The following is a 20,455-nucleotide window of genomic DNA, read 5'->3' as shown; positions in this document are numbered from 1 at the left end:
GGGAAGTTGCCCATTCAGGTGCAGTTAGACGGGTCATTCTTGCGGATCATGTTTTGGGTGGGAAGCGCGCTGCATGACATAATGTGTTGAATTTTCAGATATTATCTCTCGTGAGCCATCTTTTATGAACGGTTTTCTTGGTGGGCAGATCAGAATCGTCTGCAAAGTAGCGGCGGTTGTCCCAACTCCAGCCGCTGGCGTGCCAGCCCGTCCGTACACGTCAGGCCTGCGCAGCCTGCCCATTGTCGCCGCGACCGCCTCGATTACCTTAAGCCGCGATGATCCCGCTCTCCGTCCTCGACCTCTCCGTCGTCACATCAGGCACCAAGCCCGCCGCGGCGCTGCGCAACAGCATCGATTTGGCGCGTCACGTGGATGGCCTCGGCTATGTCCGCTACTGGCTCGCCGAGCATCACAATCTCGCCTCCGTCGCGAGCCCCGCGCCCGACCTGATGATCGGCCAGATCGCGGCGGTGACGAAGCACCTCCGCGTCGGTTCCGGCGGGGTGATGCTGCCCAACCATGCGCCGCTGGTCGTCGCTGAGCGCTTCAAGATGCTGGAGGCGCTATTTCCGGGCCGGATCGATCTCGGTCTCGGCCGCGCGCCGGGCACCGATGGTGCGACGGCTTACGCGCTCAGGAGCCGGCTCGACCGCCGCGAGGGCGACGATTTCCTGGAGCGGCTGCACGAGTTGATCCTGTGGGAGACGCGCGAATTCCCCGCGGGGCACCCCTACAACAACGTCGTCGCAATGCCCGACGACACCAGACTGCCGCCTATCTGGCTGCTCGGCTCCAGCGATTATTCCTCGGAATTGGCCGCCCAGGTCGGCATGGGCTTCGCCTTCGCCCATCATTTCGCGTCCCACGACGCGATCGATGCGATGGTGCATTACCGCAATCGCTTTCAACCCTCGGCCTGGCGTGCGAGCCCACATGCCATTCTCGCGGTCGCCGTCATTGCGGCCGATACCGACGAGGAGGCCGAAAGGCTCGCCTCGTCCTTCGACCTCAACCGTCTTCGCCGCGACCGCGGTCAATATCTGCCGCTGCCGAGCGTCGAGGAGGCGATGGCCTATCCGTATACGGACGCCGAGCGCACCTCGATCCTGCGCAACCGCTCGCGCCTGTTCGTCGGCAGTCCCGCGACGGTGCAGAAGAAGCTGCAGCCGCTGATCTACGCAAGCAAGCCGGACGAGCTGATGGTGATCACGGCGGTATATGACCACGCGGCGCGAAAGAAGTCGTATTCGCTATTGGCGGAGGCATTCGGGCTCAGAGCGGCGGGGTAGCTTACCCTCCCCTGGAGGGGGCGGGTCGATTGCGCGCAGCGCGAGCGGGGTGATCTCTCCACTGGGGCAGTATTCGACGTGGAGAGACCGTCACCCACCCCGCTACGCATTGCGCTGCGCTCCATGGGGAGCGACCCACGGGCGAGCTGCGCTCTCCCGGACCCCTCCAGGGGAGGGTGAGGGATCAATCCTGCACTTCGCTGAACGTGGCGCGGAACGGATGGCCCGGATATACCCCGACGATGCGAAATTCGCGCGAGAAGAATTTCAGCTCCTCGATGGCGAAGGCGAGGCCCTTGTCATCGGGATGGCCGTCGACGTCGGCATAGAACTGCGTAGCGAAGAAATTGCCGTCGACCATGTAGCTCTCGAGCTTGGTCATGTTGACGCCGTTGGTGGCGAAGCCGCCGAGCGCCTTGTAGAGCGCCGCCGGCAAATTGCGCACCCGGAACACAAAAGTCGTGACGAGCGGCCCGGTGCCTTGGGGCGCCCATTTCGGCTCGCGCGCCAGCACCACGAAGCGAGTGGTGTTGTGGGCCTCGTCCTCGATGTCCTCGGCGAGGATGTCGAGACCGTAGATCTTTGCAGCAAGGCGCGAGGCGATCGCGGCCACCGTCTTGTCCTTGCGCTCCGAGATGTCGCGGGCGCTGCCGGCGGTATCGGCATGCACGATCGGCTTGATGCCGAGCTTGCGGATGATGCGCCGGCACTGGCCGAGCGCATGCACATGGCTCTCGACGCTCTTGATGTCTTCGAGTTTGGTGCCCTTCACGGCCATCAGCTGATGCCGGACCGGCAGAAACCATTCGCCGACGATGAAGAGGCCGGACGCCGGCAGGAGGTGATGGATGTCGGCGACGCGGCCGGCGACCGAATTCTCGATCGGGATCATGCCGAGATCGGCCTCGCCCGACGAGATCGCCGACAGCGCGTCTTCGAATGTGGCGCAGGGCATCGGTTCGGCGTCGGGATAGGCCTCGACGATGGCGATGTGGGAATTGGCGCCAGGTTCGCCCTGGAATGCGATCTTCATCTTGCTCATGCTCGGCCTTGTAGCAGCGGCTCAGGATTTGGAAAGGATGCTGCGCGCGGTCTCGAGGTCCGCCGGCGTATCGACCCCGCGGGGCACGGTGTCGACGATGGTGAAATCGATGCGCATTCCGGCCTCAAGCGCCCGGAGCTGCTCGAGCTTCTCCTGCAATTCCAGCGGAGACGGCGGAAGAGAGACGTAGCGCTCCAGCGCGGCGCGGCGAAAGGCATAGAGGCCGATATGGTGGTAACGCGGTCCGTCGCCGGTCGGGGCGGTCGCGCGGGTGAAATAAAGTGCGCGCATCCGCCTGCCGCCAACCGAGGTTCCGATCGCCTTCACCACGCTTGGGGCGAGATCCTCTTCCTCGGTGTGGATCCGCGAGGCCAGCGTCGCGATGTCCACGGCCGGGTCTTGCAGCGGCGGCAGCACCTCGCGGATGTTGTCGATCGTGATGGTCGGGAAATCCCCCTGGACATTGACCACGATCTCGGCCTTGCCCTCGGGATCGAGCTTCTGCATGGCCTCGTGGATACGGTCCGAGCCGGAGGGGTGGTCGCCGCGCGTCATGACGGCCTCGCCGCCATGGGCGGTCACGACCGAGGCGATCTCGTCGGTGTCGGTGGCCACCGCGACCCTGCCGATTGCGGCGGCCTCGGCACGGCGCAGCACATGCACGATCATCGGCAATCCCGCGATATCGGCGAGCGGCTTGCCGGGCAGACGGGTGGCGGCCATGCGAGCCGGGATCAGCACCAGGATGCGGGGATCGATCATCGGGTTCAAAGGTCTGAGGTCAAGAGCCTGAAAACGGAGCGTTTTCCGCACCGGGACATGGGGTGGGGACGGGCCTGAAGCCGGATCGCTTATACGGGTTGCCAGACCCCGGGCAAACCGATATCTCAATGGCAAAACTCGGGGAAACAATAAGGAACGTTTGATTCTCCGAGGCTCGTCCTGCGGCCATCCGGGCCGCTGTTTCCTTCTTGCGGTGGGGCCTGGCCGGAAATGGACTCTTTCGAACTCAACAAGATTCTCGGCGCCGTGTTCGGTACCTGTCTCTTCCTGCTGGTGACGAGCTTCACCGCGAGTGCGCTGTTCTCCCCCAAGATGCCGGAAAAGCCGGGCTTCGAGATCGCGGTCAAGCAAGATGCCGGCTCCGGCAAGGAGGGCGCCGCCGCCGCACCGTCCGAACCGATCGAAAAGCTGCTCCAAACCGCCTCCGTCGAGAAGGGCGCCGCGGCCGCCAAGAAGTGTGGCGCCTGCCACACCTTCGAGAAGGGCGGCCCGAACCGGGTCGGTCCGAACCTCTATGGCGTCGTTGGCGAGCCCAAGGGCCAGGGCCGTGGTGGCTTCAACTTCTCGGCAGCCATCAAGGCTAAGGGTGGCAACTGGAGCTTCGACGACCTCAACAAGTTCCTCGCCAATCCGAAGGGCTTCATTCCGGGCACCGCGATGGGCTTTGCCGGTGTTGCCAAGGATTCCGAGCGTGCCGATATCATCGCCTATCTGAATTCGCAGTCGGAGAAACCTCAGCCGCTGCCGACGGCGTCAAAATAAGGTCCCAAGAACCGGCGCTCGAATACGGCCAGGCTGAAAAGTCTGGCCGTTTCCTTATCCGGGCCTCGCGGCGACGTTATCGGGGCGTTTGGCCGCATCCGATAGGCCGGCCGGGCTTCCAAGATGAGGAAAAAGCAACATATTCGGTCGAAACCTCGCCTATATTGGGAACTTAAAGGAGTAGCCTCCTTCAAGACAGGGATGTTGATTTGGCCATTACCCGACGCGATCTCCTGCTCACCGGCACTGCAGCCGCAGCGCTTCCAGCCCTTGGCTCCCTCGCGGGCGTTCCCGTCGGCGTGGCGCATGCGCAATCAGCAACTGAGCTGCCTTCCGGCGGGTTGCCTTGGCGCCACGCGCTGTCGCTGTTCGGAAAGGTCAAGTACCCCGCCGACTTCAAGCGCTTCGACTACGTCAATCCGGACGCCCCCAAAGGCGGTGTCGCGCGCCAGATCGCCGTCGGCACGTTCGACAATTTCAACATCGTTGTCTCGGGCGTGAAGGGCCAGGTCGCTGGTGCCGTCGCGTTCATCTATGAATCGCTCCTGACGCAGTCGCTCGACGAGGTCTCGACCGAATACGGCGCGCTGGCCGAAGCGGTCAGCCATCCCGACGATTTTTCCTTCGTCACCTATCGCCTGCGCCCGCAGGCGAAATGGCATGACGGCAAGCCTGTTACGCCGGAGGACGTGATCTTCTCGCTCGATTCCTTCAAGAAGAACCATCCGATGTACTCGGCCTATTACAGCCATGTGGTGAAGGCCGAGAAGGTCGGCGAGCGTGACGTGAAGTTCGTGTTCGACGCACCCGGCAACCGCGAGCTGCCGCTGATCGTGGGACAGCTGATCGTCCTTCCGAAACATTGGTGGGACGGGACGGACGCGCAGGGCCGCAAGCGCGATATCGCCACCACCACGCTGGAAGTGCCGCTCGGCTCGGGCCCTTACAAGGTCAAGGAATTCGTCGCAGGACGCTCGATCGCGCTGGAGCGCGTCAAGGACTATTGGGGCCGCGATCTTCCCATCAATGTGGGCCGCAATAATTTCGATGAGCTGCGCTACGAATATTTTCGCGACGGCACCGTTGCGATCGAGGCCTTCAAGGCCGACCAGGTCGATTGGCGCACCGAGAACAGCGCGAAGAGTTGGGCGACCGCCTATGATTTCCCGGCCGTGACCGAAAAGCGGGTGATCCTCGAGGAATTCGTCAATCGCAGCTCGGGCGTGATGCAGGCCTTCGTGCCGAACCTGCGCCGCGCCAAGTTCAGCGATCCGCGCGTGCGTCGTGCGCTCAACTACGCGTTCGACTTCGAGGAGATGAACAAGCAGATCTTCTACGGCCAGTACAAGCGCATCAGCAGCTATTTCGACGGCATCGAGGAGCTGATGGCAACGGGGTTGCCGCAGGGTAAGGAGCTCGAAATTCTCGAGACCGTCCGCGCCCAGGTACCGCCCGAGGTCTTCACGACGCCCTACACCAATCCTGTCGGGGGTAATCCGGAGGCGGTGCGCGACAATTTGCGTGAGGCGCTGCGCCTGTTCAAGGAAGCCGGCTACGAGGTGCGAGATCGCAAGCTCGTCGACGTCAAGACCGGTGCGCAGTTCTCGCTGGAATTGCTCAACTCGGATCCCAGCTTCGAACGAATTACGCTGTTCTACAAGCCGTCGCTGGAGCGGCTCGGCATTGCGGTGAGCGTTCGGACGGTCGATCCGACCCAGTATGAGAACAGGACGCGCGAGTGGGACTTCGACATCGTGACGAACTCCTGGGGCGAGTCGCAATCGCCGGGCAACGAGCAGCGCGAGTTTTGGTCCTCCAAATCGGCCGACATCGCCGGGTCGCGCAACATCGCCGGTATCAAGAATCCGGCCGTGGACAAGCTGATCGAGCGGGTGATCTACGCCACTGATCGCGACGATCTCGTCGCGGCCACCAAGGCCCTCGACCGCGTGTTGCTGTGGAATCACTACGTCGTGCCGCAATGGACCTACAACAAGGTGCGCACCGCGCGCTGGGATCGCTTCGGCCGGCCGACGGAATTGCCCAGGTATGGTCTGTCCGGCTTCCCGTTCATCTGGTGGTACGACGCAGACAAGGCGGCACGGATCGCAAAGAAATCGTGAAGGACAATCCCCGCATGACGCAGATGTCACGCCGCCATGTGCTGGTCCTGGGTGTTGGCGGCGCCCTCGGGGCGTCCGTCGGCGCGCCGCTGCTGCGCAGCGCGCGAGCATCGGAAGCGGCGACCGAGGCGCACGGCATGTCGGCATTCGGCGATCTCAAATATCCCGCCGACTTCCGTCATTTCGATTACGTCAATGTCGACGCGCCGAAAGGCGGCACGTTCTCGCTAATCCCGTCGGTGCGGGCCTACAATCAGTCCTACCAGACCTTCAACTCGCTCAACGCCTTCATCCTGAAAGGCGACGGCGCACAAGGTATGGGTATGACGTTCTCGCCGCTGATGATCCGCGCAGCTGACGAGCCCGACGCAATGTACGGGTTGGCGGCCAAATCCGTGCAGATATCGCCGGACAAGCTGGTCTACCGCTTCGCGATGCGACCCGAGGCGAAATTCCACGACGGGACCAGGCTCACCGCCCACGATGCAGCCTATTCGCTGACGACTCTGAAGACCAAGGGGCATCCGCTGATCACCGTGCAGATGCGCGACATGGTCAGTGCCGAAGCCTTCGACGATGCGACGCTCGTCGTCACCTTCGCCAAGGGGCGTGCACGCGACGTGCCGCTCTATGTCGCCAGCCTGCCGATCTTCTCGAAGGCGTACTACGCCTCCCGCCCGTTCGATGAATCGTCGCTGGAGATTCCGCTCGGCTCGGGCCCGTACAGGGTCGGCAGGTTCGAGGTCAATCGCTACATCGAGTTCGAGCGCGTGAAGGACTGGTGGGCCGCTGATCTGCCGCCCTGCCGCGGCAGCTATAATTTCGATGTCGTCCGCTATGAATTCTATCGCGACCGCGACGTCGCCTTCGAGGGCTTTACCGGCAAGAGCTATCTTTATCGCGAGGAGTTCACTTCGCGCATCTGGGCGACGCGCTATGACTTCCCCGCGGTGAAGGAAGGCCGAGTCAAGATGGAGGTCGTGCCCGACGATACGCCCTCCGGTGCGCAAGGCTGGTTCATCAATACGCGGCGCGACAAATTCAAAGACCCCCGCGTGCGCGAGGCCCTGATCAACGCTTTCGATTTCGAATGGACCAACAAGACAATCATGTACGGCGCTTACGCTCGTACGGTGTCGCCGTTCCAGAACTCGGACCTGATGGCCGGCAATGCGCCGCCTTCGCCGGAAGAGCTGAAGCTGCTGGAGCCGTTTCGCGGCCAGGTTCCTGACGAGGTGTTCGCGGCGCCGTTCACGCCGCCGGCCTCCGACGGCTCCGGACAGGACCGCAGCCTGCTCCGCAAGGCGCAGCAATTGCTGACCGAGGCCGGCGTGCCCATCAAGGACGGCAAGCGGGTGCTGCCGAACGGCGAATCATTCAAGATCGAGTTCCTGCTGGATGAGCCCTCGTTCCAGCCGCACCACGCGCCTTACATCAAGAATCTCGCGACGCTCGGCATCGAAGCGAGCGTGCGCCTCGTCGATGCCGTACAGCACAAAGCCCGGCAGGAAGATTTCGATTTCGACATGACCATCCAGCGCTTCAGCATGTCGGCGACGCCAGGCGATGCCATGCGCGCGTTCTTCTCCTCGCAGGTCGCAAACACCAAGGGCTCGTACAATCTGGCTGGCGTCGCCAGTCCGGCGATCGACGCCATGATCGAGAAGATCATGGCGGCCGACAGCCGCGAAGACCTGACCGTCGCCTGCCGCGCCTTCGATCGCCTGTTCCGCGCCGGCCGGTATTGGGTGCCGCAATGGTACAACAAGACGCACCGGCTGGCTTATTGGGATCAGTTCGGACATCCGCCGAAGCTGCCGCGCTATGCCAACGGCGTCGGCGCGCCCGACATCTGGTGGTATGAGCCCGCCAAGGCGGCCAAGCTCGAGCAGGCAAAATAGCCATGAGCGCCTATATCGCCCGCCGCCTCCTGCTAATGATTCCGACCCTGCTTGGGATCCTCTTCGTGTCCTTCGTCGTGGTGCAATTCGCGCCGGGCGGCCCGGTTGAACGCGTGATCGCGCAGCTCTCGGGCGCCGACACCGGCGGCACCTCGCGCATATCGGGCGGCAGCGATTTTGCGCAGCGCGCGCCGGGACAGGTCGGTGCGGGCGGCGATTCCGTCAACTCGAAATATCGCGGCGCGCAGGGCCTCGACCCCGATTTCATCAAGAAGCTGGAAGTGCAGTTCGGCTTCGACAAGCCGGCGCCGGAACGCTTCCTGCTGATGGTGTGGAACTTCGCCCGCTTCGATTTCGGCAAGAGCTATTTTCGCGACGTCAGCGTTCTGCAGCTCATCAAGGAAAAGCTGCCGGTCTCGATCTCGCTTGGCCTCTGGCTAACACTTCTGACCTACCTGATCTCGATCCCGCTCGGCATTCGCAAGGCCGTGAACGACGGGGCGCGGTTCGACACCTGGACCTCGACGGTGCTCGTGCTCGGCTATGCCATCCCCGGTTTTCTGTTCGCCATTCTCCTCATCATCCTGTTTGCCGGCGGCTCCTTCTTCAACTGGTTCCCGCTGCGCGGACTGACCTCGGACGGCTGGTCGCAGTTTCCCTGGTATTGGAAGATCATCGATTATTTCTGGCATCTGACGTTGCCGCTGATCGCCATGGGGCTAGGTGCCTTCACCACCATGACGTTCCTGACCAAGAACTCGTTCCTGGATGAGATCCGCAAGCAATACGTCATGACCGCCCGCGCCAAGGGCTGCAGCGAGAACCGGGTGCTCTATGGCCACGTCTTCCGCAACGCGATGCTGATCGTGATCGCCGGCTTCCCCGGCACTTTCATCCACGCCTTCTTTTCCGGCTCGCTGCTGATCGAGACCATCTTCTCGCTGGACGGGCTCGGACTGCTCAGCTTCGAGAGCGTGCTCAATCGCGATTATCCCGTGGTGTTCGGCACGCTCTACATCTTCTCGCTGGTCGGCCTCGTGATCAACCTGATCTCCGACCTGACCTATATGTGGATCGACCCCCGGATCGATTTCGAAGCGCGGGAGGTCTGATGACGATCACCGCGCCGACGCCGATTGAGACCACAGCGAAGTCGCCGCTCGGCGATGCCGTTCCGATCACGCGCAAGCCGTTCGCTCCATCGCCGCTTAACCGGCGGCGGTGGCAGAACTTCAAGGCGAACCACCGCGGCTACTGGTCGTTCTGGATCTTCATCGGCCTGTTCGTGATTTCGCTGTTCGCCGAGCTGATCGCGAACGATCGGCCTTTCCTGATCAAGTTCGATGGCCGTCTCTATTGGCCGGCTTTCGTCACCTATTCGGAGACGACGTTCGGCGGCGATTTCGAGACGGCGGCCGACTATCGTGACCCCTACTTGCAGAAGCTGATCAAGGAGAAGGGCGGCAGCATCGTCTGGCCGCTGATCCGTTACTCCTACGATACCCACAATCTCGATCTGCCGACGCCGGCGCCGTCGCCGCCGACCTGGATGCTGACGGAGAAGCAGTGCAAGCCGGTGGTGGAGAAGAAGGGACTGAAGAGCTGCCGCGATCTCGAATACAATTGGCTCGGCACCGACGATCAGGGCCGCGACGTGGTGGCGCGGCTGATCTACGGCTTCCGCATCTCGGTGCTGTTCGGCCTTTGCCTCACCATCGTTTCGTCGGTCATCGGCATCGCGGCGGGTGCGGTGCAGGGCTATTTCGGCGGTTGGGTCGATCTGATCTTCCAGCGCTTTATCGAGATCTGGACCGCGATTCCATCGCTGTATCTTCTCCTGATCCTGTCCTCGGTGCTGGTGCCCGGTTTCTTCGTGCTACTCGGCATCTTGCTGCTGTTCTCCTGGGTCTCGCTGGTTGGCCTCGTGCGGGCCGAATTCCTGCGCGGGCGCAATTTCGAATACGTCCAGGCGGCACGTGCGCTCGGCGTCTCCAATCCTCTGATCATGTTCCGCCACCTGCTGCCGAACGCGATGGTCGCGACCATGACGTTCCTGCCGTTCATCGTATCGAGCTCGGTGATGACGCTGACGGCGCTCGATTTCCTCGGCTTCGGCCTGCCACCGGGATCGCCCTCGCTCGGCGAATTGCTCTCGCAGGCCAAGGCCAATGTGCAGGCACCGTGGCTCGGCTTCTCCGGCTTCTTCTCGGTCGCGATCATGCTCTCGCTGTTGATCTTCATCGGTGAAGCCGTGCGCGACGCCTTCGACCCGCGCAAGACGTTCAGGTAAGGCCATGGATGCGATCAACCAGCCCCTGCTCGCCGTTCGCGACCTCTCGGTGGCCTTTCACCAGGGCGGCGCCACCACGCTCGCGGTCGACAAGGTCTCGTTCCAGATCAAGCGCGGCGAATGCGTCGCGCTGGTCGGCGAGTCCGGCTCCGGCAAGTCGGTCAGCGCACTCTCGATCCTGAAGCTGCTGCCGTATCCGAATGCCTCCCATCCCTCCGGCAGCATCCGCTTCAAGGGCCAGGAGTTGATCGACCAGTCCGAGCAGCAGATGCGGGAGATCAGGGGCAGCGACATCTCCATCATCTTCCAGGAGCCGATGACCTCGCTCAATCCGCTGCACACGATCGAGGCGCAGATCGGCGAGATCATCCAGCTGCACAATCCGACCAGCAATGCGCAGGCCCGCAAGCGGACGCTGGAGCTCTTGACCCAGGTCGGCATTCCCGATCCAGAGACGCGGCTGAACAGCTATCCGCACCAGCTCTCCGGCGGCCAGCGCCAGCGTGTGATGATCGCGATGGCGCTCGCCAACGAGCCGGACCTTCTGATCGCGGACGAGCCGACCACGGCGCTCGACGTCACCGTGCAGGCGCAGATCCTGGCGCTGCTCGCCGAGATCCGCGCGCGGCTCGGCATGAGCCTGCTGTTCATCACCCACGATCTCGGCATCGTGCGCCGCATTGCCGACACCGTCTGTGTCATGAAGGGGGGCGTGATCGTCGAGCAGGGTCCGGTCGAGCAGGTCTTCAAGACCCCGAAACATCCCTATACACGCGACCTGCTCGCGGCGGAGCCCAAGCCCGATCCGGCGCCGCCGCAGCCGAATGCGCCGGTGGTGATGTCGGCCAATGACCTAAAAGTCTGGTTCCCGATCAAGCGCGGCCTGATGCGCAAAACGGTCGGTCACATCAAGGCGGTCGATGGGGTCAGTGTCGCCGTACGCAAGGGCGAGACGCTCGGCGTGGTCGGCGAATCCGGCTCGGGCAAGACCACGCTGGGGCTGGCGCTGCTGCGGCTGATCTCCTCGAACGGACGCATCGTGTTCTTAGGGAACGACATCCAGGGCCTGCGCTTCAAGGAGATGCGTCCCTTCCGGCGCGACATGCAGATCGTGTTTCAGGATCCGTTCGGCTCGCTCTCACCGCGCATGTCGGTCGCCGACATCATCGCCGAGGGCCTGTCCGTGCATCAGCCGGCGCTCTCGCGCGAGGAACGCGAGGCGCGCGTGGTTAAGGCACTCGAGGATGTCGGACTCAATCCGGAGACGCGCTTCCGCTATCCGCACGAATTCTCCGGCGGCCAGCGTCAGCGCATCTCGATCGCGCGCGCGATCGTGCTGGAGCCTGATTTCGTCGTGCTGGACGAGCCGACCAGCGCGCTCGACATGCTGTTCCAGGCGCAGATGGTCGATCTGTTGCGCGAGCTCCAGCGCAAGCGCGAGCTCACCTACATGTTCATTTCGCACGATTTGCGTGTCGTCGCCTCGCTCGCCAGCCACCTCATCGTGATGCGCGGCGGCAAGGTGGTCGAGGAGGGGCAGGCGGCCGAATTGTTCAGGAATCCGAAGACGGATTACACCCGAGCGCTGTTCGCGGCCGCGTTCCGGCTGGAGACGGCCGGGAACGGGGCGGTGGCGACGTAGCGCTCCGTCAGAGCCGCTTGATCGCGACGACCTCGCTGCCAGCCGCCTTGATCCGCGCGATCGCCGGCTCGATCGGCTCGATCACCGTTGCCATGTGATGCGCATTGGCGTGAACCATGGTGGTGGCGTCGCGCACGATGGCGACATGACCTTTCCAGAAGATCAGATCGCCGCGCTGCGAGCTGCTCCGCTCATGCGGCTCCAGCGTGCGGCCGAGACCGGCGAGCTGCATGTCGCTGTCGCGCGGGCAGCCGATCCCGGCTGATGTCAGCGAGAGCTGGACGAGGCCGGAGCAATCGATGCCAAAGCTGCTCTTGCCGCCCCAGAGATAGGGCGTGCCGACGAAGCGCTCGGCCACCGCGACGAAATCCGGCTCGCGATGATCGAGCGGGATGAGATGCGTTCTCGGCAGATATCTGCCGTCGTGCGTCACGGCGAAGCTGCCGTCCTCGCGCGCCACGGCAAGCTTCGATCCCATCACGAGCGTGTCGGCCGGCGGCAGCTTGATCGAGGGGCCGGGGAACGCAAACGTCCGCAGTGCGCCGACCACGTGCGTTGGGGCGGCCGACGGCTTTGCGAGCGCCGCATCCGGGAGCCAGCCGACATAGCCATCGCTACTGAGCTGGCCCCAGGCCCAACCCTCGCCGTTGCGGTCGTAGATGGTGACGCGTTCGCCGCGCAGCGCTTCGGTCATCAACGTCGCGTTCGAGGACGGCTGCTCGCGTATGGGCGCGATCGGCTCGACGACCTCGAACTCGTCACCCTCGACGAAGCGCTGCGCCTCGACCTTGCCTTCGAGATATTTGGCGGCAAGGTCGCCCCGCGCCGGCGTCAGCCTCGGGTCGTGTCCTGGATCAGGCATAGCGCTCGCTCAGCAGTGCGTAGATGGCGCGTGCGGCCTGGCATTCGCCGCCCTCGGGCCGCGCCGGCTTCGCCGACGGCGTCCAGCCATAGATGTCGACATGGAGCCAGCTCTTGGCGTGCTCGACGAAGCGTTGCAGGAACAGCGCGCAGGTGATCGAGCCGGCGAAACCGCCCGAGGGTGCATTGGTGATGGTGGCGGTCTTGGAGTCCAGCCAGGCATCGTAGGGCGGCCACAGCGGCATGCGCCACAACGGATCGTTCTCCCTCATCGCGCAGCGGGCGAGGTCGGCAGCCAGCGTCTCATCATGGGTGTAGAACGGCGGCAGATCCGGCCCCAGTGCGACGCGGGCCGCGCCGGTCAGCGTGCCCAGGTCGATCAGCAGATCGGGCTTCTCCTCATCGGCCAGCGCCAGCGCGTCGGCGAGAACGAGGCGGCCTTCGGCGTCGGTATTGCCGATCTCGACGGTGATCCCTTTGCGCGAGGTGAAGATATCGAGCGGGCGGAAGGCATTGCCGGCGACGGCGTTCTCCACCGCCGGAATCAGCACGCGCAGCCGCACCTTCAGCTTCGCATCCATCACCATGCGCGCCAGCGCCAGCACGTTGGCTGCGCCGCCCATGTCCTTCTTCATGATCAGCATGCCGCTCGACGGCTTCAGGTCGAGCCCGCCGGTGTCGAAACAGACGCCCTTGCCGACCAGCGTCACCTTGGGATGATCAGGATCGCCCCAGACGATGTCGATCAGCCGTGGCGCGCGGCTGGAGGCCATGCCGACGGCGTGGATCAGCGGAAAGTTCTTCGCCAACTCCTCGCCGACGGTGCAGGAAAAGCTCGAGCCGAACTCGGCGGCGAGCGCTTGCGCGGCTGCGGCGAGCTCATCCGGGCCCATGTCGTTGGACGGCGTGTTGATGAGGTCGCGCGCGAGCATTGCCGCATCGGCAATCCGATCGATCTCGGCCGCGTCGACACTGTCAGGCGGCACCAGCCGGATCTCGGGACGATCTGCCTTGCGGTAGCGGGCAAAGCGGTAGCAACCCAATGCGAAGGCGAGCGCGGCCAGCCGCGCATCGTGCGGTGCATTGGCAAACCGATAGGTGCCGGGCGGCAAGAGGCCGGGCAGGGCGCCGGGCCGAAACAGGTCGCGCGATCTTGCATCCTCTTCCTCGAGCCCGAACAGCACCTGCGCAATGGTGCCGTCGGTCGCGGGCAGCGCCAGATAGCTGCCCGGCTTGGCGGCGAAGGCGCTGGCACGCGCGAACTGGCGTTGCGGCGGCGGCAGCGTCTCGGCGACCTGATCCCAGCTCGATTTGGTGACGAAGGTGATCGGGGTGGCGGTGGATGACGTCTCGAAGACAGAAGGCATTGGCGGGTCCGGATCGTCAGTTCAGGCGAGTCATGCGAACGGACGAGACTTCGCAGAGTTTGGCCGCCGCTGCAATCGGCTTTGCCGTCACCGTTCAGCGAGCCGCTACTCGCCGCAAGGTGGGCATGCGGTTCGATGCGCTCGACGAGATCTGCAAGCGGCTTACGATCGAATATCGACCGGGCGCGACGAAACCGTCCGCGGACAAATCTCGTATCTCACGCCGAGAGCTGCCGTTCGCAACGCCACGGCCGCAGGGCTTTACTAGCGCTTAGGTTGTGGCATTATCGACGAACATTTTAGATTGTGTCGCTTGTTCTGCATGAGCCCGAACGCAGACACGCGGCGGTATGGTGCCTGCCCAGGTTGGGTCGATACGGCTGAATCTGCTCGTCGAAGCATTTTTCTCATTGTTTGGGCGGCGCAGCATATGCAGATGAGCGGCGCAAAATGGATAGATCGTTCGTTGTTGCGCAGATTTCCGACCTGCATCTGGACGGGTCGGGCCGGCTGCTTCCGGCCATCGAGACGCTCAGGGCCGCGATTTGCGAGAAGATGGCGGCTGCCGCGAATGTTCCCGATCGCATCCTGCTGATCACGGGCGATCTGGTGGACGACCCAACGCCGCGCGCGCTCGACGAGGCGCTCGCCGTCATCGCATGCTTCCGGCAGACGGGGCTATTCACCGACATCCAAGCCGTGGCAGGCAACCACGACGTCAAGCGGCCGAGCCAGCGTGCGGGCCGTCACGACGCCTACGATTACCTGCACCTGCCGCGGACGGCGAAGAATGTCTATTACCGTCAGGCAGGCCTCGACCTGGTGCTGCTCGATTCCAATCGCGCCAACTTGAAGGCGCTCGCGAGCGGCAAGATCGACGAGAGCGCTTACAAGGCGATGGTCGCCGATTCCGCCCGGCTGAGCGCCGAGGTCGCGGGAAGCATCGGTTCGGCCGGGTGCGCCGACTACGCCGAGCCGGCGGAAAATCTGGTTCGTGTGCTGGCCCTGCACCATCACCCACTGCCGCAGGCCACCGGCGAAGGAAAGCGCTTTCTAGGCATGCCGGACGAGCCGCTGATGTATCTCGCCGCACCCGCGACCTTCCTCGAGGCCGCCACCTCGCTCAACGTGGATCTGGTTCTGCACGGTCATCGCCATGTCGAGGGGCTGACCCGCTATTCCATCCCCGACCCGCGTGCGACGTCGAGCGAGAGCGGTGAGGCGTTCTGGCGCACGATCTACGTGCTCTCCTGTCCGTCCTCGACCGGGCAAGCCGGCGACGATGCCGGTTTCAACCTCGTCCATTTCGGCCCCGCGTCCCATACCGGCCGCAACGAGCACCGCTTCGCGATCACCCGCTATACGAGGCTCCGCAACGATGCGGCCTTCAGGCCGCTCGATTCCAACCTGCCGGGCGGCGTCATCAGGCTGCCGGCGGGGCGGGATTTTTCGCGCGATCCGGCCGTCCAGTCGGCGATCGAGGCGGCCTCGTCCCGCACACTGAAACGCGACCAGGTCGCGGCGATCGTCCGCCGGCTGTTCATGCGTGGCAGCTTTTACGATGAGGCGGAGCCGAACTGGGCGATAGCGCTCTACACCTACATGGTCTCGGCCCATGCCTGGGCGGAGCTCGAGCGTAAGGCCGCGAGATCCCGGCCGGGATTCGACAGCGACGCGCTCGCCGCGGTGAAAACGTTGCTCGGCCGATTGATCGAGCAATCCGCTGACGTGCTCGGCATCGATCGCGCTCAGCTCGATGAGCTCTACGGGAGAGGCCTGATCAATTGTAACGACTTCCTGCGTCAGGTGCCGCGGCTGCCTTCTGAAGGTGTCGACGTTCAGCGGCGAGGGCGGCAGAGGCTGCAACTGCTGCTGGAGCTGGATCAGCAGGTGCAGGCGCTCGGCCCCGATCTCGGCCTCGGCGGCAAAGCGCCGCCGCAACCATCGCCGGCGTGAGAGAAGCGCGTCTGAGCGCTGTTAACCGGCCGTTAGGGTTAACATTCTACTGCTGACACGTTCGGCTCGATCGAGCAGCTCGAGAGTCAAAGCGTCATGCGTCAACGGATCAGGCTTACCCGGCTACTTGCTTCGACGTCGCTGGTCGCGACGGTGGCGATGAGCCTCGGCGGCTGCACGGCGATGTCGAAGCTCTCGGAGGTGACGGGCTCGGTCGGCCCCCGGGCGGACGCGGCCTCCGCCGATCGCGCGCCCACCGATCCGGCGCGTGCGGTCGAAGCCTATGGCGAGCGCTACCGCGCCAATCCCAAAGATGCCGACGCCGCGCTCGCCTATGGACAGGCCTTGCGTGCCAACGGCCAGCGCGCCCAGGCCGCCGCCGTGCTCGAGCAGGCGACGATCGCCAACCCCGGCAACAAGGCGCTGCTTGCCCAGTACGGCCGCGCACTCGCCGACAACGGCAATTTCCAGCAGGCCTTCGACGTGCTGTCGAAGGCGCATTCGCCCGACAATCCGGACTGGCGCCTGCTCTCGGTGCAGGGCACCGCGCTCGACCAGATGGGCCGTCATGAGGAGGCGCGATCCTATTACGCGAGCGCGCTCAAGATCGCACCGGGTGATCCCGGCGTGCTCTCCAACCTCGGCCTGTCCTACATGCTGTCGAAAGAGCTGCCGAAGGCGGAAGAGGCGCTGCGGCAGGCGCATGCCTCGCCGCGTGCCAGCGCCCGGGTCCGGCAGAATCTCGGCTTGGTCGTCGGCCTGCAGGGCCGCTTCGCGGAGGCGGAGACCATCGTCAAGGCGGACCTGCCGCCGGACCAAGCTGCGGCCAATGTCGCCTATCTCAAGGAGATGCTGAGCCGTAGCGAGGCCCCGCGCGGCGCGCCGAAGCGGACGCCGGTCGCTTCGCTGAGCCAGCCCGGCTGATCATCTGACTTCCTGGCCTTGGTGGCGGACCGTACGGTCCAGCCCGGCTCATTGCATCTCGGTGACCTTGATGGCGGTGGGTCCGAGAATGACCACGAACAGCACAGGCAGGAAAAACAGGATCATCGGCACCGTGAGCTTCGGCGGCAGCGCGGCCGCCTTCTTCTCGGCCTCGTTCATGCGCATGTCGCGATTTTCCTGCGCCATGACGCGCAGGGAATGGCCGAGCGGAGTGCCGTATCGTTCCGCCTGTTGCAGCGCCAGACACACCGACTTGACGCCCTCGAGCCCGGTGCGCCGTGCCAGGTTCTCATAGGCGACCTTGCGATCCTGCAGGTAGGACAGCTCGGCCGTGGTCAGGGTGAACTCCTCCGACAGCGCGATCGACTGGCCCACGATTTCGGTCGCAACTTTCCGGAATGCCATCTCGACCGACATGCCCGATTCGATGCAGATCAGGAGCAAATCGAGCGCGTCGGGAAACGCACGCTTGATCGAGAGCTGGCGCTTGGAGATCGCATTCCTGAGGAACAGCATCGGCGCCTGGAGGCCGAGATAGGCGGCGCCGATACAGATGCCGATCTTGATCGGCATCGCCTGTTGCATGTTTCCGATCACGAACACGTAGAGGGCCGAGCCGATCAAGAACACGATCGGGGCGACCATGCGGGCAAACAGGAAGGTGATGTAGGGCGCCTGGCCGCGGTAACCCGCCATGATGAGCTTGTCCCGCGCAGCCTCCTGCGCGAGCCACTTGGTCAGGTTGAAGTCCTCGACCACCTTGGAGACGAGTTGCTTCGGCGTCTGGCGCAGTGAAACCTTCTCGCTCTTGTTGAGACGCTCACGCTCGCGCTGCCGGATGCGTTCACGCTCGCTCGCCACCGCCTTCATGCGCTTGGAGAGGCCCTCGCCGGCGAACAACGGCATCACCAGCGTATAGACGGTGGCGCTCGCGGCGATCGCCGCGAGCAGCATGGTCATGAAACGGACGTCGTGCAGTTTCGAGACGAGGAATTCGACCATGCAACACCGTCAGAAATCGAAGTTGATCATCTTCTTCATCACCAGGATGCCGATCGACATCCAGACGACGCAGCCGACCAGCATCAGCTGGCCGGTGGGATGAGTCCAAAGCACCGAGATGTATTGCGGCGTCGTGAGATAGACCAGGAACATCACGATCGGCGGCAGCGAGCCGATGATGCCGGCCGAGGCCTTGGCTTCCATCGACATCGCCTGGATCTTTTCCTTCATCTTCTTGCGGTCGCGCAGCACCTTGGAGAGGTTACCGAGCGCTTCGGAGAGGTTGCCGCCCGATTTCTGCTGGATCGACACCACGATCCCGAAGAAATTGGCTTCCGGCAGCGGCATGCGCTCGTAAAGCCGCGCGCAGGCCTCGCCCAGCGGCATGCCGATCGCCTGCGTCTCGATGATGGCCAGAAACTCGCTGCGCAGCGGCTCGGGCGAATCGGCGGCTACGACCTTGATCGATTCGAACAGGGGCAGGCCTGCCTTGATGCCGCGGACGATCACGTCGACCGCGTCGGGCAGTGCAGCCAGGAACTTGGTTTCGCGACGCTTCTTGAGGAAGCCGAGTGCCCAGCGCGGCAGGCCGAAGCCGCCGGCAAAGGCAAGACCGGCGGCGCCGATCAGGCCGCCGCCCGCGAACATAGCGGCCGCGAAAAAAACGCCGGCCACCACGGCGGACACGGTCCAGAACTTCTGCGGCGTCCAGTCGAGCCCGGCCTGCGACAGGCGGACGCTGAGCGGAGCGCTCTTCTCCTGGGCGCGCCGCGCCTCGAGGTCCTTCAGCGTGGACTCGACCTGCTCGCGGCGCGAGCGCTGGGTTTTCTCGGCCTGCCGGGCCGTGGGCGCTTCGGCGCGCGCGACCGAGGCACGGCGGCTTTCCGCCTTTCGCTCCCCAGACAGCACCGGATAGAGGAATACCCAGGCGATGCCACCAACTGCTGCGGTGGCGAGGAAGGCGAGGGCGAGGACCTGCATGTTCATGGCGCTGCCAATCTGCTCACGTCTTCGGCGCGACTTCCGCCGCGTCGAGCGCCGCGGCGAGGCGCTTCTCCTCGCCGTAATAACGGGCGCGTTCCCAGAACTTCGGACGGCCGATGCCGGTTGAGCGGTGCCGGCCGATGATTTTGCCGTTGGCGTCCTCGCCGACCATGTCGTAGAGGAAGATGTCCTGGGTGATGATGGTGTCGCCTTCCATGCCCATCACCTCGGTGATGTGGGTGATGCGGCGGGAGCCGTCGCGCAGGCGCGCGGCCTGGATGATGACGTCGATCGAGGCGCAGATCATCTCGCGAATTGTTCGCGACGGAAGGGAAAAGCCGCCCATCGTGATCATGGATTCGCAGCGCGACAGCGCCTCGCGCGGGTTGTTGGCGTGCAGCGTGCCCATCGAGCCGTCATGGCCGGTGTTCATGGCCTGCAGCAGGTCGAAGGCTTCGGGTCCGCGGACCTCGCCGACGATGATGCGTTCGGGACGCATACGCAGGCAGTTGCGCACCAATTCGCGCATCGTGACCTGGCCCTCGCCCTCGATGTTGGGCGGACGGGTTTCCAGCCGCACCACGTGAGGCTGCTGCAGCTGGAGCTCGGCGGCGTCCTCGCAAGTGATGACGCGCTCGTCGTGCTCGATGTAGTTGGTGAGGCAGTTGAGCAGGGTCGTCTTGCCCGAGCCGGTACCGCCGGAAATCAGCACGTTGCAGCGGACGCGGCCGATGATCTGAAGGATCTCGGCGCCTTCCGGCGTGATCGCGCCGAACTTGACAAGCTGATCCAGCGTCAGCTTGTCTTTCTTGAATTTGCGGATGGTGAGCGCGGGGCCGTCGATCGACAGCGGCGGCACGATGGCGTTGACACGGGAGCCGTCGGCGAGGCGCGCGTCGCAGATCGGCGAGGATTCGTCGACGCGCCGGCCGACCTGGCTGACGATGCGCTGGCAGATGTTGAGAAGCTGCTGGTTGTCGCGGAAGCGGATGCCGGTACGCTGGATCTTGCCGCCGACCTCGATGTAGACGGTGTTGGCGCCATTGACCATGATGTCGGCGATGTCGTCGCGCGACAATAGCGGCTCGAGCGGGCCGTAACCGAGGACGTCGTTGCAGATGTCGTCGAGCAGCTCCTCCTGCTCGGCGATCGACATCACGATGTTCTTGATCGCGATGATCTCGTTGACGATGTCGCGGATTTCCTCGCGCGCGGACTCCGAATCGAGCTTGGCGAGCTGGGCGAGGTCGATGGCCTCGATCAGCGCGCCGAAGATGGTCGCCTTGACCTCGTAATAATTGTCCGAACGCCGGCTCTCCATGGCCGGAGGTGGCGGAGCCTTGGCGGGCGCAAGCGGCGGCGAGGCGACGGCCGGCGGAGGCGGAGCGCGCGAAACCGTCGGCGCCTGAGCCGGGGCAGGCTCGAGCGACACGGCGCCGGGCTTGGGTGCCCGAAGGTCGGTGTCTGTTCCGCTACGCTTACCGAACACTTAACAACTCCATGCG

16 protein-coding genes are annotated in these 20,455 nt (G+C 64.2%); 9 read left to right on the top strand and 7 right to left on the bottom strand.

The annotated features are described in order from the left end of the window. The first annotated feature begins 278 nt into the window (after positions 1–278). Positions 279–1,292 carry an LLM class flavin-dependent oxidoreductase gene (locus I6F24_RS13250; protein ID WP_036021573.1) on the top strand — a complete coding sequence of 338 codons (1,014 nt, stop codon included), beginning with the start codon at positions 279–281 and terminating at the stop codon, positions 1,290–1,292. A 184-nt stretch (positions 1,293–1,476) separates the two neighbouring features. Here I6F24_RS13250 and I6F24_RS13245 read toward each other — a convergent pair whose 3' ends face one another. Together I6F24_RS13245 and I6F24_RS13240 are read right to left on the bottom strand one after the other, a co-directional pair. Continuing rightward, positions 1,477–2,334, bottom strand: a complete 858-nt coding sequence (locus I6F24_RS13245; protein ID WP_035998021.1) for a prephenate dehydratase — start codon at positions 2,332–2,334, stop codon at positions 1,477–1,479. Positions 2,335–2,355: 21 nt separating this feature from the next. Further along, the gene (locus I6F24_RS13240; RefSeq protein WP_035998024.1) at positions 2,356–3,096 is read right to left on the bottom strand and encodes a 3-deoxy-manno-octulosonate cytidylyltransferase; all 741 of its coding nucleotides are present in this window, start codon (positions 3,094–3,096) and stop codon (positions 2,356–2,358) included. 231 nt (positions 3,097–3,327) lie between these two features. Between I6F24_RS13240 and I6F24_RS13235 the strand changes: the two genes are divergently transcribed. The 6 genes from I6F24_RS13235 to I6F24_RS13210 all read left to right on the top strand — a co-directional run bounded on the left by I6F24_RS13235 (position 3,328) and on the right by I6F24_RS13210 (position 11,835). After that, complete coding sequence (locus I6F24_RS13235) at positions 3,328–3,879, top strand: cytochrome c family protein (RefSeq protein WP_035998026.1); 552 nt, start codon at positions 3,328–3,330, stop codon at positions 3,877–3,879. Positions 3,880–4,088: 209 nt separating this feature from the next. Further along, positions 4,089–6,002: an extracellular solute-binding protein gene (locus I6F24_RS13230; protein WP_036021576.1), complete on the top strand. Its 1,914-nt coding sequence runs from the start codon at positions 4,089–4,091 to the stop codon at positions 6,000–6,002. Positions 6,003–6,016: 14 nt separating this feature from the next. Further along, positions 6,017–7,903, top strand: coding sequence for an extracellular solute-binding protein (locus tag I6F24_RS13225; protein ID WP_036021593.1), 1,887 nt, complete (start codon positions 6,017–6,019; stop codon positions 7,901–7,903). 2 nt (positions 7,904–7,905) lie between these two features. Then, positions 7,906–9,015 (top strand): microcin C ABC transporter permease YejB, encoded by a 1,110-nt coding sequence (locus I6F24_RS13220; RefSeq protein ID WP_035998032.1) that lies wholly within the window; start codon positions 7,906–7,908, stop codon positions 9,013–9,015. Then, positions 9,015–10,193: an ABC transporter permease gene (locus I6F24_RS13215; protein ID WP_036021579.1), complete on the top strand. Its 1,179-nt coding sequence runs from the start codon at positions 9,015–9,017 to the stop codon at positions 10,191–10,193. Before I6F24_RS13220 ends, I6F24_RS13215 begins: the two co-directional genes overlap by 1 nt. A 4-nt stretch (positions 10,194–10,197) precedes the next feature. Further along, complete coding sequence (locus I6F24_RS13210) at positions 10,198–11,835, top strand: ABC transporter ATP-binding protein (protein ID WP_036021581.1); 1,638 nt, start codon at positions 10,198–10,200, stop codon at positions 11,833–11,835. Between the two features lie 7 nt (positions 11,836–11,842). Here the strand turns inward: I6F24_RS13210 and I6F24_RS13205 are convergent, their stop codons facing one another. Together I6F24_RS13205 and I6F24_RS13200 are read right to left on the bottom strand one after the other, a co-directional pair. Next, a complete protein-coding gene (locus I6F24_RS13205) occupies positions 11,843–12,697 on the bottom strand; it encodes an NlpC/P60 family protein (RefSeq protein WP_036021583.1) in 855 nt (284 codons plus the stop codon). Then, entirely contained in the window at positions 12,690–14,063 is a 1,374-nt protein-coding gene (locus I6F24_RS13200) for a leucyl aminopeptidase family protein (RefSeq protein ID WP_036021585.1), read from the bottom strand. The genes I6F24_RS13205 and I6F24_RS13200 overlap by 8 nt, the downstream gene beginning before the upstream one ends. A 450-nt stretch (positions 14,064–14,513) precedes the next feature. Here I6F24_RS13200 and I6F24_RS13195 point away from each other — a divergent pair, with 450 nt between their 5' ends. Together I6F24_RS13195 and I6F24_RS13190 are read left to right on the top strand one after the other, a co-directional pair. After that, positions 14,514–16,019, top strand: a complete 1,506-nt coding sequence (locus I6F24_RS13195) for a metallophosphoesterase (protein WP_225149283.1) — start codon at positions 14,514–14,516, stop codon at positions 16,017–16,019. A 96-nt stretch (positions 16,020–16,115) separates the two neighbouring features. Beyond that, positions 16,116–16,943, top strand: coding sequence for a tetratricopeptide repeat protein (locus tag I6F24_RS13190; protein WP_036021589.1), 828 nt, complete (start codon positions 16,116–16,118; stop codon positions 16,941–16,943). A gap of 48 nt (positions 16,944–16,991) precedes the next feature. On the opposite strand, the gene I6F24_RS13185 is transcribed toward I6F24_RS13190, so the two are convergent. The 3 genes from I6F24_RS13185 to I6F24_RS13175 are packed head-to-tail and all read right to left on the bottom strand — an operon-like array spanning position 16,992 to position 20,439. After that, complete coding sequence (locus I6F24_RS13185; protein WP_036021591.1) at positions 16,992–17,966, bottom strand: type II secretion system F family protein; 975 nt, start codon at positions 17,964–17,966, stop codon at positions 16,992–16,994. A gap of 9 nt (positions 17,967–17,975) precedes the next feature. Beyond that, entirely contained in the window at positions 17,976–18,953 is a 978-nt protein-coding gene (locus tag I6F24_RS13180) for a type II secretion system F family protein (protein WP_057028159.1), read from the bottom strand. Between the two features lie 16 nt (positions 18,954–18,969). Then, the gene (locus I6F24_RS13175; RefSeq protein WP_035998067.1) at positions 18,970–20,439 is read right to left on the bottom strand and encodes a CpaF family protein; all 1,470 of its coding nucleotides are present in this window, start codon (positions 20,437–20,439) and stop codon (positions 18,970–18,972) included. Between the last annotated feature and the right edge of the window lie 16 nt (positions 20,440–20,455).

Origin of the sequence: Bradyrhizobium sp. BRP23 (assembly GCF_020194135.1) — a bacterium.
GTDB lineage: Bacteria > Pseudomonadota > Alphaproteobacteria > Rhizobiales > Xanthobacteraceae > Bradyrhizobium > Bradyrhizobium yuanmingense.
Note: the sequence above shows the minus strand (reverse complement) of the source record. Positions and strands in the feature narration are given on the sequence as shown.

Excerpts from the sequence above, each read along its gene's own strand:
- I6F24_RS13250 (WP_036021573.1), top strand. The coding sequence starts at position 279 with ATGATCCCGCTCTCCGTCCTCGACCTCTCCGTCGTCACATCAGGCACC.
- I6F24_RS13245 (WP_035998021.1), bottom strand. The coding sequence starts at position 2,334 with ATGAGCAAGATGAAGATCGCATTCCAGGGCGAACCTGGCGCCAATTCC.
- I6F24_RS13240 (WP_035998024.1), bottom strand. The coding sequence starts at position 3,096 with ATGATCGATCCCCGCATCCTGGTGCTGATCCCGGCTCGCATGGCCGCC.
- I6F24_RS13235 (WP_035998026.1), top strand. The coding sequence starts at position 3,328 with ATGGACTCTTTCGAACTCAACAAGATTCTCGGCGCCGTGTTCGGTACC.
- I6F24_RS13225 (WP_036021593.1), top strand. The coding sequence starts at position 6,017 with ATGACGCAGATGTCACGCCGCCATGTGCTGGTCCTGGGTGTTGGCGGC.
- I6F24_RS13220 (WP_035998032.1), top strand. The coding sequence starts at position 7,906 with ATGAGCGCCTATATCGCCCGCCGCCTCCTGCTAATGATTCCGACCCTG.
- I6F24_RS13215 (WP_036021579.1), top strand. The coding sequence starts at position 9,015 with ATGACGATCACCGCGCCGACGCCGATTGAGACCACAGCGAAGTCGCCG.
- I6F24_RS13210 (WP_036021581.1), top strand. The coding sequence starts at position 10,198 with ATGGATGCGATCAACCAGCCCCTGCTCGCCGTTCGCGACCTCTCGGTG.
- I6F24_RS13205 (WP_036021583.1), bottom strand. The coding sequence starts at position 12,697 with ATGCCTGATCCAGGACACGACCCGAGGCTGACGCCGGCGCGGGGCGAC.
- I6F24_RS13200 (WP_036021585.1), bottom strand. The coding sequence starts at position 14,063 with ATGCCTTCTGTCTTCGAGACGTCATCCACCGCCACCCCGATCACCTTC.
- I6F24_RS13195 (WP_225149283.1), top strand. The coding sequence starts at position 14,514 with ATGGATAGATCGTTCGTTGTTGCGCAGATTTCCGACCTGCATCTGGAC.
- I6F24_RS13190 (WP_036021589.1), top strand. The coding sequence starts at position 16,116 with ATGCGTCAACGGATCAGGCTTACCCGGCTACTTGCTTCGACGTCGCTG.
- I6F24_RS13185 (WP_036021591.1), bottom strand. The coding sequence starts at position 17,966 with ATGGTCGAATTCCTCGTCTCGAAACTGCACGACGTCCGTTTCATGACC.
- I6F24_RS13180 (WP_057028159.1), bottom strand. The coding sequence starts at position 18,953 with ATGAACATGCAGGTCCTCGCCCTCGCCTTCCTCGCCACCGCAGCAGTT.